16 protein-coding genes are annotated in these 15,866 nt (G+C 62.8%); 12 read left to right on the top strand and 4 right to left on the bottom strand.

All coding sequences use genetic code 11. The features are described from left to right. Positions 1-90: 90 nt before the first annotated feature. On the bottom strand, positions 91-993 hold the full coding sequence (locus VG99_RS06280; RefSeq protein WP_044498889.1) for a LysR family transcriptional regulator: 903 nt from the start codon (positions 991-993) through the stop codon (positions 91-93). Positions 994-1,098: 105 nt separating this feature from the next. Between VG99_RS06280 and VG99_RS06275 the strand changes: the two genes are divergently transcribed. The 7 genes from VG99_RS06275 (at position 1,099) to benD (ending at position 7,362) form a co-directional block, all read left to right on the top strand. Next, positions 1,099-2,217 (top strand): muconate/chloromuconate family cycloisomerase, encoded by a 1,119-nt coding sequence (locus VG99_RS06275; RefSeq protein ID WP_044498888.1) that lies wholly within the window; start codon positions 1,099-1,101, stop codon positions 2,215-2,217. A gap of 13 nt (positions 2,218-2,230) precedes the next feature. After that, positions 2,231-2,521 carry a muconolactone Delta-isomerase gene (gene catC / locus VG99_RS06270; RefSeq protein ID WP_044498887.1) on the top strand — a complete coding sequence of 97 codons (291 nt, stop codon included), beginning with the start codon at positions 2,231-2,233 and terminating at the stop codon, positions 2,519-2,521. Positions 2,522-2,630: 109 nt separating this feature from the next. Continuing rightward, positions 2,631-3,575, top strand: coding sequence for a catechol 1,2-dioxygenase (gene catA / locus VG99_RS06265; protein WP_044498886.1), 945 nt, complete (start codon positions 2,631-2,633; stop codon positions 3,573-3,575). Between the two features lie 105 nt (positions 3,576-3,680). Continuing rightward, positions 3,681-5,057, top strand: a complete 1,377-nt coding sequence (locus VG99_RS06260) for an SRPBCC family protein (protein ID WP_044498885.1) — start codon at positions 3,681-3,683, stop codon at positions 5,055-5,057. After that, complete coding sequence (gene benB / locus VG99_RS06255; protein ID WP_044498883.1) at positions 5,054-5,545, top strand: benzoate 1,2-dioxygenase small subunit; 492 nt, start codon at positions 5,054-5,056, stop codon at positions 5,543-5,545. The genes VG99_RS06260 and benB overlap by 4 nt, the downstream gene beginning before the upstream one ends. 18 nt (positions 5,546-5,563) lie before the next feature. Next, positions 5,564-6,586: a benzoate 1,2-dioxygenase electron transfer component BenC gene (gene benC, locus VG99_RS06250; protein WP_044498882.1), complete on the top strand. Its 1,023-nt coding sequence runs from the start codon at positions 5,564-5,566 to the stop codon at positions 6,584-6,586. Next, positions 6,583-7,362, top strand: a complete 780-nt coding sequence (gene benD, locus VG99_RS06245) for a benzoate diol dehydrogenase BenD (RefSeq protein WP_044498881.1) — start codon at positions 6,583-6,585, stop codon at positions 7,360-7,362. Before benC ends, benD begins: the two co-directional genes overlap by 4 nt. 305 nt (positions 7,363-7,667) lie before the next feature. Here benD and VG99_RS15475 read toward each other — a convergent pair whose 3' ends face one another. Beyond that, complete coding sequence (locus tag VG99_RS15475) at positions 7,668-8,519, bottom strand: acyl-CoA thioesterase family protein (RefSeq protein WP_052508712.1); 852 nt, start codon at positions 8,517-8,519, stop codon at positions 7,668-7,670. A 200-nt stretch (positions 8,520-8,719) separates the two neighbouring features. Here VG99_RS15475 and VG99_RS06235 point away from each other — a divergent pair, with 200 nt between their 5' ends. After that, positions 8,720-10,510, top strand: a complete 1,791-nt coding sequence (locus VG99_RS06235) for a thiamine pyrophosphate-requiring protein (protein ID WP_044498879.1) — start codon at positions 8,720-8,722, stop codon at positions 10,508-10,510. 68 nt (positions 10,511-10,578) lie between these two features. Next, positions 10,579-10,665 (top strand): small membrane protein YohP, encoded by an 87-nt coding sequence (locus tag VG99_RS16510; RefSeq protein WP_158023955.1) that lies wholly within the window; start codon positions 10,579-10,581, stop codon positions 10,663-10,665. On the opposite strand, the gene VG99_RS06230 is transcribed toward VG99_RS16510, so the two are convergent. Further along, positions 10,637-11,527, bottom strand: a complete 891-nt coding sequence (locus tag VG99_RS06230; protein WP_044498878.1) for a DMT family transporter — start codon at positions 11,525-11,527, stop codon at positions 10,637-10,639. The genes VG99_RS16510 and VG99_RS06230 overlap by 29 nt on opposite strands. A gap of 150 nt (positions 11,528-11,677) precedes the next feature. On the opposite strand from VG99_RS06230, the gene VG99_RS06225 reads away from it, so the two are divergent. Together VG99_RS06225 and VG99_RS06220 are read left to right on the top strand one after the other, a co-directional pair. Next, entirely contained in the window at positions 11,678-13,114 is a 1,437-nt protein-coding gene (locus tag VG99_RS06225) for a YdgA family protein (RefSeq protein WP_044498876.1), read from the top strand. Positions 13,115-13,214: 100 nt separating this feature from the next. Beyond that, positions 13,215-13,394, top strand: a complete 180-nt coding sequence (locus tag VG99_RS06220) for a hypothetical protein (RefSeq protein WP_044498875.1) — start codon at positions 13,215-13,217, stop codon at positions 13,392-13,394. Between the two features lie 52 nt (positions 13,395-13,446). Here VG99_RS06220 and VG99_RS06215 read toward each other — a convergent pair whose 3' ends face one another. Then, positions 13,447-14,220, bottom strand: a complete 774-nt coding sequence (locus VG99_RS06215) for an outer membrane protein OmpK (protein ID WP_044498874.1) — start codon at positions 14,218-14,220, stop codon at positions 13,447-13,449. Between the two features lie 244 nt (positions 14,221-14,464). Here VG99_RS06215 and VG99_RS06210 point away from each other — a divergent pair, with 244 nt between their 5' ends. Continuing rightward, positions 14,465-15,865, top strand: coding sequence for a cytochrome ubiquinol oxidase subunit I (locus VG99_RS06210; protein ID WP_044498872.1), 1,401 nt, complete (start codon positions 14,465-14,467; stop codon positions 15,863-15,865). Position 15,866: the final 1 nt, after the last annotated feature.

Below are 15,866 nucleotides of genomic sequence, written 5' to 3'. Positions count from 1 at the left end.
TTAATGCGAACATCTTGCGGTCAGGCGATTTGCTCCGTCAAGTAGCCAGGGCCGTTGTCCGTCGAAAGTCGTAGCTATATCTGGCGCGGTTCATGGGTAGCGACCGGCAATCCGGTTTTCCACCAGCTCCGCCAGAATAGTGTTGGTCAGGCGCATGATGGCGTTCGGGTTTTCGCCGTGGCGGCGGGAGGCCAGCACCGGCACGGTGATGCCGCTATCGGCCAGTGGCACGTACTCCACGTCCTCCCGTTGCAGCCGCCGAACCTGCTCCGGCACCAGGGTAAAGCCCATGTCGGAGGCCACCAGCGATAGCGCCGTCTGCAGATCGTTGACCTGCTGGATCACATTGACCTTGAGGCCGCGGCGCCGGAACAGCCCATGCACCAGGTCGGAGAAGTTGGGCCCCGCTCCGGAGGGGAAGACGATCATGTTCATATCCGCCAGCTCTTTCATGGTGGGGGGCGCGGCGGTCAGCGGGTGGGCAACGGGCAGGGCGGCGATCAGCGGCTCGTCGAACAGCTTTTCCTGGTCCACTTCCGGGTCTTCGATGCGTATGCGGCCAAAGCCGATATCGATCTTGCCCGACTTCAGCGCCTCGACCTGCTCCCGAGTCTTGAGCTCATGCAGCACGATTTCCAGGTTCTTGTTCTGCCGCAGCCGGCGCACCATCAAGGGTAGCTGGCCGTAGAACACCGAGGGCACGAAGCCGATGGAAAAAATGGTCTTGCGATGGGAGGCGATGCGCCGGGTATCGGCGATGGTGGCCTCGACCTTGTCGAGGATCTGCTGGGCGTGGGCGAGAAAGTAGCTGCCCCCGGAGGTCAGCTCCAGGCCCCGGGCCTTGCGAATGAACAGCTCCACACCGATCTCTTCTTCCAGCTGCTTGATGGCCCGGGTCAGGGGCGGCTGGGCGATGAAGAGTTTTTCTGCCGCACGGGTGAAATTGCGTTGTTCCGCGACTGCGACGAAATAACGCAGGTGTCTGAGCTCCATCCATACCTCCAGGGTATCGCTAGCTACTTATTCAATATTGGTTGGCACGGCTGAAACTTCGTACTGTTCGACTCACGGTCCTTTTGTCGCCCATTCGGAGAACACATGTCAGCCACCATTCAGTCCATAGAAGCCATCCTGGTCGATATCCCGACCATCCGGCCGCACAAGCTGTCGATGACCACTATGGGCGTGCAGACCATGGTAATCGTGCGTCTCAAGGATTCCGAGGGTCTCGAGGGGCTGGGCGAAGCGACTACCATCGGCGGCCTGGCTTACGGCCCGGAGAGTCCCGAGAGCGTCAAACTTACCATCGACACCTATTTCAAGCCACAGTTGTTGAACCAGCCGGCCGACAACATCAATACCCTCAGGGTAATGCTGGATCGGTCGAGCCGCGGCAACAATCTGGCCAAGTCAGCCATCGAGACGGCGTTGCTGGATCTCTACGGCAAGCGCATGAACCGTCCCTTGTCCGACCTGCTCGGCGGCGCCGTGCACCAGCACATCCCGGTGCTCTGGACCCTGGCCAGCGGGGATACCGCCAAGGACATCGACGAAGCGAAAACCCTGATGGCCGCCAAGCGCCACTGTGACTTCAAGCTGAAGATCGGCTCGCGCCCGGTGATGGACGATGTGCGCCACGTGGCCGCCATCAAGGCCGCCGTCGGCGAACAGGCCAGTGTGCGGGTGGATGTGAACCAGGCATGGGACGAGGCTACCGCCGCCAGGGGGATGGCCGAGCTGCAGGCAGCCGGTATCGATCTGGTCGAGCAGCCCATCCCCATGAAGGATTACGCCGCCCTGGCCCGGCTGTCGGCCAAATTCCATATCCCGATCCTGGCTGACGAGGCCGTGGCCGACGCCACCGACATGTACAAGCTGGCCGCCGAAGGGTTCAGCGGTGCAGTGGCGATGAAGATTGCCAAGGCCGGTGGTCCGCTGCGCGCGCTGGAGCAGGCCGCGGTCGCCAAGGCAGCGGGCATCGGCCTGTACGGCGGCACCCTGCTGGAAGGCACCATCGGCACTGCGGCCTCGCTGCATGCCTGGTCCACCCTGGAAACCCTGCACTGGGGCAGCGAGATGTTCGGTCCGCTGCTGATGAAAGACGACATTGTGGTTCAACCGTTGCACTTCCATGACAACGGTGTGGATCTGCCCCGCGGTCCCGGCCTGGGCGTCGAGATCGATGAAGCCAAGCTGGCTGAATACCGCCGCAAGTAACGAGGAAGCGAACATGCTGTTCAAAGTCGAAATGAAGGTCAACATTCCCCACGATCTGCCGGCAGATGTGGCCAATGAGATCAAGGCGCGGGAGAAGGCGTATTCCCACGAGCTGCAGCGCCAGGGCAAATGGCGCCACCTGTGGCGGGTAGCTGGCAGCTACGCCAACGTCAGTATCTTCGACGTGCAGGACAACGCGGAGCTGCAGGAGCTGATCAGCAACCTGCCGCTGTTCCCCTACATGGATATCACCGTGGCGCCGCTGTGCCGTCACCCCTCCTCGATCCACGAGGACGACCGCTGATAGACCGCTGTACACCAGGCGCCACCCAGGCAAGGCAGCGCCGTCGATAACATTGCCGCCTTTTGCACGATGATTGGGCGATAAGAAAAATAGATGAGGAAGCACAACCATGTCAGTCAAAACTACCCACACTGCCGATGTTCGTGAATTGCTGGAAAAAGTAGCTGGCTTCCATGTGGAAGCGGGCAATGAGCGGGTCAAGAAGATCGTTCACCGGTTCATGAGCGATGTCTTCCAGCTGATTGAAGACTTCGACGTCACCCCCGAAGAATTCTGGTCCGCGGTCTATTACGTCGGCGAACTGGGCAAGAACGGGGAAGCTTCCCTGCTGGCCCCGGGGCTGGGCATGGACAAGTATCTCGATATCCGCATGGACGCCCAGGACGAGGCCGCCGGTCTGGCTGGCGGCACGCCGCGCACCATCGAAGGCCCGCTGTACGTTGCTGGCGCGCCGCTGGCCGAGGGCTTTGCGCGGATGGACGACGGTACCGACGAGACCGGCGAGGCCATGCTGCTGACCGGCCAGGTCACCGACGAAGACGGCAAGCCCCTGGCCAATGCCATCGTCGATGTCTGGCATGCCGACTCCAAGGGCAACTATTCCTACTTCGACAAGTCGCAGAGCGATTTCAACCTGCGTCGTCGGATCAAGACCGATGAAAACGGTCGCTATGTCGCCCGCTCGATCATTCCGTCCGGCTACGGCTGCCCGCCCGAGGGTTCGACCCAGGCGCTGCTGAACCTGCTGGGTCGCCATGGCCAGCGTCCGGCGCATATCCATTTCTTCATCTCCGCGCCGGGTCACAAGCACCTGACCACCCAGATCAACCTGGCCGGTGACCAGTTCACCTACGACGATTTCGCCTTCGCGACCCGCGATGAGCTGGTGGTCGAAGCCCGCCCGGTCGAACACTCCGCCATCGGCGAGCAGCACGGTGTGACCGGTCCGATCACGGAGGTGGTCTTCGACTTCCAGCTGGTTTCTACCGACAAGGCCGAGCTGCAAGCCCGCCATGAGCGCAAGCGCGCCCTGGAAGACGCAGTCGTCGCCTGAACCACCCCGCTTCACCAGTACGCAGGACCCCGCCAGCCCGATACCGGGCTGGTGCGGGTGGCTGTACCCGCGTCGGTGATCACCTAACAAGAAGGAGTTATGCACATGACTCGGCAACTCGACCAACTCGAGAAGAAAATTCGCGGCGCGGTGGAAGCAGATCCGGCCAGCGGTAACTACCGTTGCGATCGCAGCATCTTTACCGATCAGCAATTGTTCGACCTGGAGATGAAATACATCTTCGAGGGCAACTGGGTCTTTCTCGGCCATGAAAGCCAGGTGGAAAACCCCGGTGACTATTTCACCCTGACCCTGGGTCGCCAGCCGGTGGTCATCACCCGCACCAAGGAAGGCGAGCTGCAGGGGCTGCTCAATACCTGTTCGCACCGCGGCGCTACCCTGTGCCGCAAGAAGCGCGGCAACAAGAGCTCGTTCACCTGCCCGTTCCACGGCTGGACCTTCAAGAACGATGGCAAGCTGCTCAAGGCCCGTGACCAGAAGAAGGGCGGCTACCCGGAGAGCTTCAATACCGATGGCTCCCACGATCTCAAGCGCCTGGCGCGGTTCGAGAACTACCGCGGCTTCCTGTTCGGCAGCTTGAATGCAGACGTGCTGCCGCTGCAGGAATACCTGGGCGAGACCACCAAGATCATCGACAACATCGTCGATCAGGCCGAAGACGGCCTGGAAGTATTGCGTGGCACCTCGACCTACACCTATGAAGGCAACTGGAAGCTGACCGCGGAAAACGGCGCCGATGGCTACCACGTGGGCACGGTGCACTGGAACTACCTGTCGACCATGGGCCAGCGCGATTACGAAAAGGGCGGCACCGAGGCCGTGGACGCCAAGAGCTGGTCCAGCGACGGCGGTTTCTATGCCTTCGAGAACGGCCACATGATGCTCTGGACCCGCCTGACCAACCCCCAGGTGCGGCCGGTATACAAGCACCTTGCGCGGCTGCAGGAGAAGGTCGGCGAGGCGCGGGCCGATGCCATCGTCAACACCACCAAGAACCTGTGCGTCTATCCCAACCTGTACCTGATGGACCAGTTCTCCACCCAGATCCGCGTGTTGCGCCCGATCTCCGTGGACAAGACCGAGATCACCATCTACTGCTGGGCACCGAAGAACGAGCCGGCGGAGGAGCGCACCAAGCGCATCCGCCAGTACGAAGACTTCTTCAACGTCAGCGGCATGGGTACGCCGGACGACCTGGAAGAATTCCGCGCCTGCCAGCAGGGCTATAACGCCGAAGGCTTGAAGTGGAACGACATGAGCCGCGGCGCCGCGCATTGGATCGAAGGGGCCGATGAGGGCGCCCAGCGTATCGATCTGAAGCCGACACTCAGTGGCCTCAAGCCTGAAGACGAAGGCCTGTATGTCACCCACCACGAACACTGGGTCGCGGAAATGCTGCGTGCGGTCGAGACCGAGCGCGCCCGCTTCGTCGCCCTCACTGCACAGGAGTCGCTGGCATGAGCATGACCTTCGAACAGATCCAGGCGTTCATCAATCGCGAAGCGCGGTTGCTGGACGACCGTCAGTGGGACGAGTGGCTGACCTGCTACCACGAGGAAGCGGTGTACTGGATGCCCTGCTGGGATGACGAGGACACCCTTACCGAGGATCCGCAGACCGAGCTGTCGCTGATCTACTACGCCAACCGCAAGGGCTTGGAGGATCGCGTCTACCGGATCAAGACCGAGCGCTCCGGTGCCACTTCCATGCCCGAGCCGCGCACCACCCACCTGCGCACCAATCTGGAGATCCTGGAGCGGGACGAGAGTCAGGTGAAGCTGCGCTTCAACTGGCAGACCAACAGCCATCGCTACCACACCACCCAGATGTTCTTCGGCACCGCCTTCTACACGCTGGATATCACCGGTGAACAGCCGGTGATCACCAACAAGAAGGCCATTCTGAACAACGACTACATCAACCAGGTGATCGACATCTATCACCTGTGATCGAGCGGGAGAACCGACATGAGCTACAGCATCGCACTCAATTTCGAAGACGGCGTCACCCGCTTCATCAACTGCAACAGCGGCGAGACCGTGCTGGATGCGGCCTACCGCAACAAGATCAACCTGCCGATGGACTGCTCCGACGGCGTCTGCGGCACCTGCAAGGGCAGCTGCCAGCAGGGCGTGTACGATCTGGGCGAGGAATACATCGACGAAGCGCTGACCGAGGACGAGGCGGCCCAGGGCCTGGTGCTGACCTGCCAAATGGTGCCGTCCAGCGATTGCGTGGTGAACGTCCCGGTGGCCTCCAACATGTGCAAGACCGGCATCATGGAGACCACCGGTACCGTGGCCGAGGTGAACCTGATTTCACCCACTACCATCGAGCTGAAGGTCACCGCTGATACCGATATCGTCTTTCTGCCCGGCCAGTACGTGAATATCCAGGTGCCCGGTAGCAGCGAGACCCGTGCCTATTCCTTCAGTTCCGCCCCCGGCAGCCGGGAGCTGAGCTTCCTGATTCGCAACGTGCCGGGCGGCCTGATGAGCACCTGGCTGGTGGGCAGCGCCAAGACTGGCGACCAGATCAAGCTGGCCGGGCCCATGGGCATCTTCTACCTGCGCGCAGTCGAGCGGCCGGTGGTGATGCTGGCCGGCGGTACCGGTCTGGCGCCGATCCTGTCGATGCTGGAGCAGCTCAAGGTCAGCGGCAGTGAGCAACCGGTGCACCTGGTCTATGGCGTGTCCAACGACGAGGACCTGGTCTGCGTACCGGCGCTGCAAGCCTTTGCCAGTGCGATCGATGCCTTCACCTTTACTACCGTGGTGTCCAGCTCCGAGAGCGCACACCCGCAGAAGGGCTATGTCACCAACCACATGGATGCAGCGCCGCTCAACGGCGGCGATGTGGATGTCTATCTGTGCGGGCCGCCGGCCATGGTTGATGCCGTGCTGGGCTACTTCCGCGAGCAGGGCATCGAGCCGAACTCCTTCCATTACGAACGCTTCACACCGAGCGTGACGGTGCAGGAGGTCGCATGAGCGCCCGCTTCGCAGGCAAGGTGCTGGTCATTACCGGCGCCGCCCAGGGCATCGGCCGGCGGGTAGCCGAGCTGGCCGGCGCCGAGGGTGCCCGGCTGGTGCTGGTGGATATCGCCGATTATGTGCAGGGCGTGGCCGGTGAACTGCGCGACCAGGGCATCGAGGTGCTGGCGCTGCAGGCCGACCTGGAAACCTGGGCCGGGGCCGAAAGTGTCATGGCCCGGGCCCACCAGGAATATGGCCGTATCGATGTGCTGATCAACAACGTTGGTGGCACCATCTGGGCCCAGCCCTTCGAGCACTACCAGCCCGAGCAGATCCAGAAGGAGATCCAGCGCTCGCTGTTTCCGACCCTGTGGTGCTGCCGCGCGGTATTGCCCTACATGGTTGCCCAGCAGAAGGGTGCCATCGTCAACGTCTCGTCCGTCGCCACCCGCGGCCTGATGCGCGTGCCCTACGGCGCCGCCAAGGCCGGGGTGAACGGGCTGACGGTGAACCTGGCGTTCGAGTATGCCGAGCAGGGCATTCGCGTCAACGCCACCGCCCCCGGCGGCACCGAAGCGCCACCGCGGCTGACGCCGCGCAATACCGAGGCGCAGGGCGAGCGGGAGCAGGGCTGGTACCAGACGCTGATCGAGCAGACCAACAACAGCAGCTTCATGCATCGCTACGGCACCCTGGATGAGCAGGCTGAACCCATCCTATTCCTGGCCTCGGATGCGGCCAGCTATATCACTGGCACCATCCTGCCAGTGGCCGGGGGCGATCAGGGCTGATCAGCGGTCCCGGCGACAGCCTCCTGGGAGGTTCGAGCACCAGCTCGTACCTTGCTGACGATGGCCTCGGTGCCGTCCGCGGAAATGCTGTCGAGCTGGTGCTCGACAATCCCAGGGAGGTTGATCAGCGTCGCCGGTCCAGCCTCTTGGGAGGTTCGAGCACCAGCTCGTACCTTGCTGGCGGTGGCATCAGTGTTGTCCGGCGGAAAACGCTGTCGAGCTGGTGCTCGACAATCCCAGGGGGCTGACCAACCAGGGCGTGGTCCGCGTTGAGCAGGCTGCTGCAGGAAGCCCGCCTTGTTACCTCAAATTAACCAGGCTTCCAGCTGCTCCCGCAGCGCTGGCGTAATCGGCACTGGCCGGCTGGTGGCCGGATCAATCACCACCATCACGCTGCAGGCGCTGACCTGCACCGCGTCCTTGTGCAGGGCGCAGGTGGTGAACAGGAAGGAGCTGTTGCCGATACGGCTGATCCCGGCGGCCAGCGCCACGGGCGACCAGCCCGCCTGATAGTGCTCGAAGCTGACATCCACCGAGGCTACCAACACCCCCAAACCATCGAAATCCAGTTGCCGGATGCCGGTCGAGCGGGCCTGCTCCATGTACAGCGCCAAAGCGGCTTCGCTGCGCTGGCTGTCCGCATCCACGTCCGCATAGCGCGGTATGAGCTGTTCGCGAATGGCGAAGTTGTGGGCATGCTGCAGGTGGTCGCGGTACTCGGCCGGCGCCAGCGGGCTGGCGCTGCCGTTGCTGACGCCGGCCATCACCGTCCGGATGTCATCGGGTAGCGCCACCCGGTGGCCCTTTTCAAAGGCGCCCATCAGCGTTTCCTGCGTCCCCACCAGCACGCCGTTCTGGTACAGCTCGCTGTGCAGCCGGAAACTGTCCTCGTGGCAATCTGTCACGCTGATCCAGGCATTGATGTCACTGCCGTACCAGCTGACCTGGCGATAGTCGGTGATGGTCCGCAGCGGCCGCAGGCGCACATCGTCGGAGAACCAGGCGTCCTCACCGAAGCGGCTGACATGGGCACGCACCCGGGCTTCCAGGTGCAACTGGTAAATCCGCGAGTTGTTCACGTGCCGCCAGGTATCCAGATCGGTATAGCGGGGCGAGAAGCTGAAGCTCAGGGGCAAGGTCTTGTCTTGGTCGGTCATGGCATGGTGTATCCGTCATGGGCTATGGCCAGAGCATCCGGTTTTGCAGCGGCGGACGCAATCTCATCAATGGGGTAAATGCCGGTCGATCAGGAAAAATCCACCTGAACCCGGCCGATGACCCCCGGTCACAATCTCAGCAGCGCCCGTCACCCCAGCCGTGTTCGGGTCGATAACGTTGAGCCGAGGAGGGTGATCCCATGGCAACCACAGTCAGTGATTATTTCGTCGAGCGTCTGTACGAATGGGGCATCCGGCGCATCTATGGTTACCCCGGTGACGGCATCAACGGGGTGATGGGAGCCTTGAATCGGGCCAATGGCAAGATCCGCTTCATCCAGGCGCGCCATGAGGAAATGGCCGCCTTCATGGCCTCGGCCGATGCCAAGTTCAGTGGCGGCCTGGGGGTTTGCCTGGCGACCTCGGGGCCGGGTGCCAGCCACCTGATCACCGGCCTGTATGATGCCCGCCTGGATCACATGCCGGTGCTGGCGATCGTCGGCCAGCAGGCACTGACCAGCCTGGGCAGCCATTACCAGCAGGAGGTTGACCTGGCGGCCATGTTCAAGGACGTATCCGGCGCCTTCGTGCAGCAGGCCGCCACGCCCGCCCAGGTTCGCCATCTGGTGGACCGCGGCATCCGCACCGCCTATGGCGAACGCCGGGTAGCGACCATCATCCTGCCCAATGATCTGCAGGACCAGGAATACGTCGAGCCGGCCCATGCCCACGGCATGGCGCACTCGGGGATCGGCTACAGTCGGCCGAAGGTCGTGCCCTACCGGGAGGATCTGGAGCTGGCCGCCGAGGCGCTCAATGCCGGGCGCAAGGTCGCCATCCTGGTGGGCGCCGGGGCCTTGGGCGCGACCGATGAGGTTATCCAGGTGGCGGAGCGGCTGGGCGCCGGGGTGGCCAAGGCGCTGCTGGGCAAGGCGGTGCTGCCCGATGAGTTGCCCTGGGTCACCGGCTCCATTGGCCTGCTGGGCACCGAGCCCAGCTACAAGCTGATGACCGAGTGCGACACCCTGCTGATGATCGGCTCGGGCTTCCCCTACGCCGAATTCCTGCCCAAGGAAGGCCAGGCGCGGGGCGTGCAGATCGATATCAAGGCCGACATGCTGAGCCTGCGCTACCCGATGGAGGTCTGCCTGCAGGGCGACGCAGCGGAAACCCTGCGCCTGCTGCTGCCCCTGCTCACGGAAAAGACCGATCGCAGCTGGCGCCGCCAGGTGGAAGCCTGGCGGGCCGACTGGGAGAAGACCCTGGAAGCCCGGGCCATGGTGGCGGCGAACCCGATCAACCCGCAGCGGGTGGTCTATGAACTGTCGCCGCGCCTGCCGGACCGGGCGGTAGTCACCTGCGACTCGGGCTCCTGCGCCAACTGGTTCGCCCGGGATTTGAAGATCCGCCGCGACATGCTGTGTTCGCTGTCGGGCGGGCTGGCGTCCATGGGCGCGGCGGTACCCTACGCCATTGCAGCCAAGTTTGCCAATCCGGACCGGCCGGTGGTGGCCCTGGTGGGTGATGGGGCGATGCAGATGAACAACATGGCCGAGTTGATCACGGTGGCCAAGTATTGGCGGGAGTGGGACAACCATCACTGGATCTGCGCCGTGTTCAACAACGAAGACCTCAACCAGGTGACCTGGGAGCAGCGGGCCATGCAGGGCGATCCGAAGTTCGAGGCCTCGCAGAATATCCCCGATGTGCCCTACCACCGGTTCGCGGAATCCATTGGCCTCAAGGGCATCTATGTGGATCGCGAGGACGCCGTGGCTGCCGCCTGGGAAGAAGCGCTCGCAGCTGACCGGCCGGTGGTGATCGAGTTCAAGACCGATCCGGATGTGCCACCGCTGCCGCCACATATGACCTTGGCCCAGGCCAAGGCCTATACCCAGACGCTAATGCAGGGTGATCCGGACCAGCGCGGCATCATCAAGCAGACGGCCAAGCAGGTGTTCAGCCGCATGCTGCCCAAATCCGGTGATTGACGTCGTGGCGTGAACTGTCGGGCCGATGGGCGGGTCGAAACCTTACACCCCCTGAAAATGGAGTCATTATGCTCAAGTTTCTCGCCAGCACCGTGGGTATCATCTTTCTGGTCGGCCTGCTCGTCATCATCGGTCTGTTGATGCTGATCTTCTGATCCGCCCCAGCCAGCTGTCCCAGCGTAGATTCAACCAGAGTGACAGGCCGATCACCGCGCCGCCCAACAGCAGGCGGAGCAGATCGGCCTGCTGATTCCAGATCAACAGGTTCACCACCAACCCCGCTGGAATCAGGGCGTTGTTCATGATGCCCAGGGTCCCGGCGTCCACCTGGGTCGCTCCGCGATTCCAGAAGAAAAACCCCAGCCCCGAGGCGACCAGTCCCAGCCAACCGAGCACACTCCAGTGCAGCAGCGTCTGGGGTAGGCGCTGGGCATCCCCCAATACCAGCCAGGCCGGCAGCGCCACCAGCAGCGCTCCGATGAAAAAGAAGCCGAAGCCGTGCCACTGCTGGCGCCTATCCACCTGGAAATGCCGTACCAGGTGGGCGTAGCCAACCTGACCGGCAGCGAAAGCAAGGTTGGCCAGTTGCAGCAGCAGGAAGCCCTTCACGTACGCATCACTGATACCGTCATAACGGATGATGGCCGCACCCAGTACGGCGATGACCGTGGCGACCACCGGCCCGATGCTGAATCGCCGGCGCAGGGCGTTGTCCACCAGCGCGACGTAGAGCGGGGTGAAGATGGTGAACAACAGCACCTCGGGCACCGTCAGCAATTCGAAGGATAGGTAGAGGCAGATGTAGGTCAGGCCGAACTGCAACGCGCCGACCGCCAACAGGCCAGGCGCCACGCCGCGGGGCAGTTGGCGCGGGCGCAGCAGCGGCAGGAACAGGGCGCCAGCCAGCACGATGCGGGTCAGCACGGAGAAATAGCTGTCGACCTGCCCGGCCAGGTATTCGCCGATCAGGCTGAACGAAACGGCCCAGAGCAGGGTGACGGCGACGAGATAGAGCATGGGTATCCTTCGAATGGCGATAACGCCCCCGGGACAGGGGCCAGGGATGATAGTCGTCTTCGCGAAAGGAGTGCAATCCGACCGGCGCTGTGGCAGATTTATCGGTTCGCCGCAGGGCGAATCAATCCTATTCATCATAAGGACAACACCATGAACAAGGCAGGGATCGCAGCGGGCACGCTCGCACTATTGGTGGCCGCGGCTGGCGCCGGCAGCTGGTATACGGGTACGCAGCTGGAGTCGGTATTGCGCGACTCCGTGGGCAAGGCCAACCAGCAGCTGGCCGCGCAGTTTCCGGGCAGCGAGATGGCGCTCGAAATAGTCGAGTTCAAGCGCGGCGTGCTGGCCAGCGAGGCGCGGTACCGGCTGGCGCTGCCAGCCTCCGGCGACGACGCGGCACCGAGTGAGCTGTTCATCAGAGACCGGATCGAACATGGCCCGCTGCCCCTGTCGCGCCTGGTATCGCTGCGCTGGATGCCGGTGATGGCGGTCAGCCATGCGGAGCTGGAGCCGAGCGAGGCGCTGAGTGGGCTGTTTGCCGCCAGTCGTGAGCGGGCTCCGGTGATGGTCAACAGCAGCATCGGCTACCGCAACGATATCACCGGCAACGTCCGCGTCGCGCCGATGACCCATGTCGAGGATGACATCCATCTGAGCTTCTCGGGGCTGGATGCGCAGTTCGCAACCGATACCCTTGGCAGCCGGGTGGTGATGAACGGACGGGTTGATTCCCTGACGATCGAAGGCGACGAGCAGGCGAACCTGGTCGGGGTCGAGTTCGAATTGGACCGCCGCCGGGAGGGCGAGTATGGCCTCTACCTCGGCGATGGCCAGATGACCCTGGACAGTATTGCCATGGAAGGGCCGCAGGGGCCGACGTTGGTGCTGCAGGACATCGTGCAGACCGACAGCACTACCCTCGGCGCTGATGGCGTGAAGGGTGTGCTCAACGTCCAGATGGGGGCGATCAGCTATGCCGGCAAGCCCCTGGGCTCGCTGCGCATGGACTGGAGCTTGAGCCGATTGGATCCGGCGGCGACAGCGACGCTCGGCGGCGTGTACAACACTTTCAGCATGGGCATCGAGCCGGATGACACCTCGGCCTTGCAGGAGCAGGTGGTCGCGGCCCTGGAGCAATTGCTCCAGGGCAAACCGCGGCTGGCGCTGGACAACCTGTCGATTCGCACCGCCAATGGCGAAAGCCGCTTCAACCTGGGCGTCGATTTCAACCAGCCGGTATCCTTCGACCTGGAGCCGGGCTTGCTGGCGCAGCAGCTGGTCGGCGGCCTGGATGCCAATCTGACCCTGTCCAAGCCCATGCTGAGCGACATGGTGCGCTATCGAGCGTTATTTGAGCCGGGCGCGGATGCGGCGGCGGTGGAGCAGGAAGCGCAGATGGCGGCCGAGATGGCCGGCGGTATGGCGGAGATGATGCAGCTGGGCCGGATCGAGGGCGACAATATCCTCTCCAGCCTGCGCTACGCTGACGGCATGATCGACCTCAATGGCCAGAGCATCCCGCTGGAGGACTTCCTCGGCCTGCTGGCGATGATGTCTCCCGAGGCCAGTTCTGCGCTGCTGGAGTAACGTGCGGCACTTGCCCGCCTTGGCACTGTCATGGTGGGCAAGTACCATAGCCGGTAGGCCCGCGACAGGCAGTTCGCGGGCGGCCATCTAGGGATGAATAATGACCGAGACTGATCAGTTCCACCTCATGCTGAGCTTGCTGGTGTTCGGCTTCATATTGCTGGGCACGGGGTTCAGCTTCCGTGACAAGGGGTGGGGAGTGGCATTGATGCTGTTTGGCTCAGCCGTGCTGCTGGTAACCGTGGGCGCCCGCATTCTGGAGGCGGTGTCGCTGAGCTGACGCGACGCACCGGGCGAGCGCCCGGTACGTGCGACAGGACGTCATCCCTGGATCAGAAGTGCACCTTGACCAGCAGGTTGGTGACGTTCTGGTTGGTATCGAAGTCCGCGGTGTTCTCGATACCGTATTTGTCCTTCCAGTAGCTGTACTCAATGCCGGTGTACAGCTGCTTGGCCTTCCAGCCCAGCGCCTTGCCCAGGTCATATTTGACCTGCGGGTTGAAGTGCAGGTTGGCGTGCTTGCCGTCCCCATCGTTATCGACGATCCAGTCGATATAGCCATCAATCAGGATGTCCGACTTGCCAACCGGCAGGGTCACGGCCCATACCGGGGTGATTTGCCAGGAGCCACGCACGCCGTCCGGGCTGTCGGAATGGCGATAGTAGGTATTGAGCTGGAAGTAGTCGAAGCCGGGCACAGCCAGGTCGAAGCCCGGCCCCAGTAGGTAGTTCTTGATGTCGCCACGGCCGCGCTCGTAGGTAGCGGCCAGCAGCACGTCGGTGATCGGGCCGAACTGGATCTGCTGCCCACTCAGCTTGCCGAAGGACAGCCGCGGCGCCACTTCCCCATACCAGGTGCTGTTGTTGCCATTGGCATCCTGGGCACCGTTGTAGTGGATGCTGTCCACGAACAGGAACAGGTCGCCGAAGCTCCAGCCGCTGACGTGCTCGAAGGTCACCGCCTGCTGGGTCTTGGGATCGACTTCGAAGTCGTTGCCATAGAGATAGGTCAGGCTGTTGTTCTGCCATTGCAGGGGGGAGGCGGTAGCCACGCCGCTGGTGGCCAGGAGGGCGGTGGCGGCTATGCCGGTAAGGGTTGTGCGCATGTTGTTGTCCGACTGCTGGGTTAAGGAGCGCGCATATTAAAGCCTTTGCCGGAAAAGCAAAACGGCTGCGCGTCGAGGGCGTCACTGGAACGCCTGGGGCAATTTCCTGTCACAGGGAATACGCGTCGTGAGCTGCACCCCCGGGCTTCTGTTCATGTCCCTGTAGTGGTCGCGCATTATTCGGGTACCGCCTGGACCCTCGGTACCTGCCGTTATTCTTTCTTCCGTTCAAGGAGTTGCACAGATGGAACTCGATCCGCTGCTGCTATCTCGCCTGCAATTTGCGTTCGTCGTCTGCTTCCATGCCATTTTTCCCGTGTTTACCATCGGCCTGGCGACCTTCATTGCCTTTCTCGAAGCCCTGGCATTCAAGACCGGCAACCCGCTGTGGACGCGGTTGTCGCGCTTCTGGATCCAGGTATTTGCGGTGGCCTTTGCCATGGGGGTGGTGTCCGGCATCGTGATGTCGTTCCAGTTCGGCACCAACTGGAGCAACTTCTCCTACGCCGCGGCCAATTTCATCGGGCCGATGCTCAGTTACGAAGTGGTCACGGCGTTCTTCCTCGAGGCAGCGTTCCTGGGTGTGCTGCTGTTCGGGCGCAACCGCGTACCGCCGGGCGTGCATCTTTTTGCGGCCTGCATGGTGGCGCTGGGCACGCTGATCTCAACATTCTGGATTCTCGCCGCCAATAGCTGGATGCATACGCCGGTCGGCACCGAATTCGTGGATGGCGTGTTCACTGTAGGCAGCTGGCGCGAAGCCATCTTCAACCCCTCGTTCCCCTACCGTTTCGCCCATATGGTGCTGGCGTCTTTCCTGACCGGCTCCTTCGTGGTGGCTGGGGTCAGCTCCTGGTATCTGTTGACCGGGCGGGAAGTGGAAACCAACCGCCGGGCGCTGTCGATGTGTCTATGGCTGATCCTGATCCTGGCGCCGACCCAGGCGGTGGTGGGCGATTACCACGGCCTCAATACCCTGGAACATCAACCGACCAAGGTGGCGGCGATCGAGGGCAACTGGGAAACCATGAACGGCATGCCGCTGCTGCTGTTTGCCATTCCGGACCAGGAAGCGGAGACCAACCACTTCGAGATAGGCATACCCAAGCTGGGTAGCCTGATCCTGACCCACGACTTGAACGGCGAAGTGCCGGGCCTCAAGGAAGTGGCCCCAGAGGAGCGGCCGCCGGTATGGATAGTGTTCTGGGCGTTCCGCATCATGGTCGGCATCGGCCTGTTGATGATTGGCTGCGCGCTGGCCGGCCTGTTCCTGCGCGCCGGTGGGCGCTACTGGCGCCAGCCGCTGTTTCTCAATGCCATGCGGCTGATGACCTTCGCACCCTTCGCCGCAGTGCTGTGCGGCTGGGTAGTGACCGAAGTAGGGCGCTTCCCCTGGGTGGTGTACGGTCAGATGAGCCACACGGAGGGGGTGACCCCGTCGCTGACCGGCGGCATGGTGCTCTTCACCCTGCTGGGCTACATCGTCGTCTATGGAATGATCTTCAGCGCGGGATTGTACTACCTGATGATGGTGCTGCGCGCCGGGCTGGAGAGTATCGACCACGACGACGAGACGCACGATATCGACCGTCCGAAACGGCCGCTGTCGGCGGCCCATGTCAGCATCGAAGAAGGGGGACACTGAA

This window comes from Pseudomonas saudimassiliensis, from assembly GCF_000939975.1.
GTDB lineage: Bacteria > Pseudomonadota > Gammaproteobacteria > Pseudomonadales > Pseudomonadaceae > Halopseudomonas > Halopseudomonas saudimassiliensis.
The sequence above is the reverse complement of the archived record's forward strand: the minus strand, read 5'-3'. Positions and strand labels throughout refer to the sequence as shown.

Excerpts from the sequence above, each read along its gene's own strand:
- VG99_RS06275 (WP_044498888.1), top strand. The coding sequence starts at position 1,099 with ATGTCAGCCACCATTCAGTCCATAGAAGCCATCCTGGTCGATATCCCG.
- VG99_RS15475 (WP_052508712.1), bottom strand. The coding sequence starts at position 8,519 with ATGACCGACCAAGACAAGACCTTGCCCCTGAGCTTCAGCTTCTCGCCC.
- VG99_RS16510 (WP_158023955.1), top strand. The coding sequence starts at position 10,579 with ATGCTCAAGTTTCTCGCCAGCACCGTGGGTATCATCTTTCTGGTCGGC.
- VG99_RS06230 (WP_044498878.1), bottom strand. The coding sequence starts at position 11,527 with ATGCTCTATCTCGTCGCCGTCACCCTGCTCTGGGCCGTTTCGTTCAGC.
- VG99_RS06235 (WP_044498879.1), top strand. The coding sequence starts at position 8,720 with ATGGCAACCACAGTCAGTGATTATTTCGTCGAGCGTCTGTACGAATGG.
- VG99_RS06225 (WP_044498876.1), top strand. The coding sequence starts at position 11,678 with ATGAACAAGGCAGGGATCGCAGCGGGCACGCTCGCACTATTGGTGGCC.
- VG99_RS06210 (WP_044498872.1), top strand. The coding sequence starts at position 14,465 with ATGGAACTCGATCCGCTGCTGCTATCTCGCCTGCAATTTGCGTTCGTC.
- benB (WP_044498883.1), top strand. The coding sequence starts at position 5,054 with ATGAGCATGACCTTCGAACAGATCCAGGCGTTCATCAATCGCGAAGCG.
- catC (WP_044498887.1), top strand. The coding sequence starts at position 2,231 with ATGCTGTTCAAAGTCGAAATGAAGGTCAACATTCCCCACGATCTGCCG.
- VG99_RS06280 (WP_044498889.1), bottom strand. The coding sequence starts at position 993 with ATGGAGCTCAGACACCTGCGTTATTTCGTCGCAGTCGCGGAACAACGC.
- benD (WP_044498881.1), top strand. The coding sequence starts at position 6,583 with ATGAGCGCCCGCTTCGCAGGCAAGGTGCTGGTCATTACCGGCGCCGCC.
- VG99_RS06260 (WP_044498885.1), top strand. The coding sequence starts at position 3,681 with ATGACTCGGCAACTCGACCAACTCGAGAAGAAAATTCGCGGCGCGGTG.
- VG99_RS06215 (WP_044498874.1), bottom strand. The coding sequence starts at position 14,220 with ATGCGCACAACCCTTACCGGCATAGCCGCCACCGCCCTCCTGGCCACC.
- catA (WP_044498886.1), top strand. The coding sequence starts at position 2,631 with ATGTCAGTCAAAACTACCCACACTGCCGATGTTCGTGAATTGCTGGAA.
- benC (WP_044498882.1), top strand. The coding sequence starts at position 5,564 with ATGAGCTACAGCATCGCACTCAATTTCGAAGACGGCGTCACCCGCTTC.
- VG99_RS06220 (WP_044498875.1), top strand. The coding sequence starts at position 13,215 with ATGACCGAGACTGATCAGTTCCACCTCATGCTGAGCTTGCTGGTGTTC.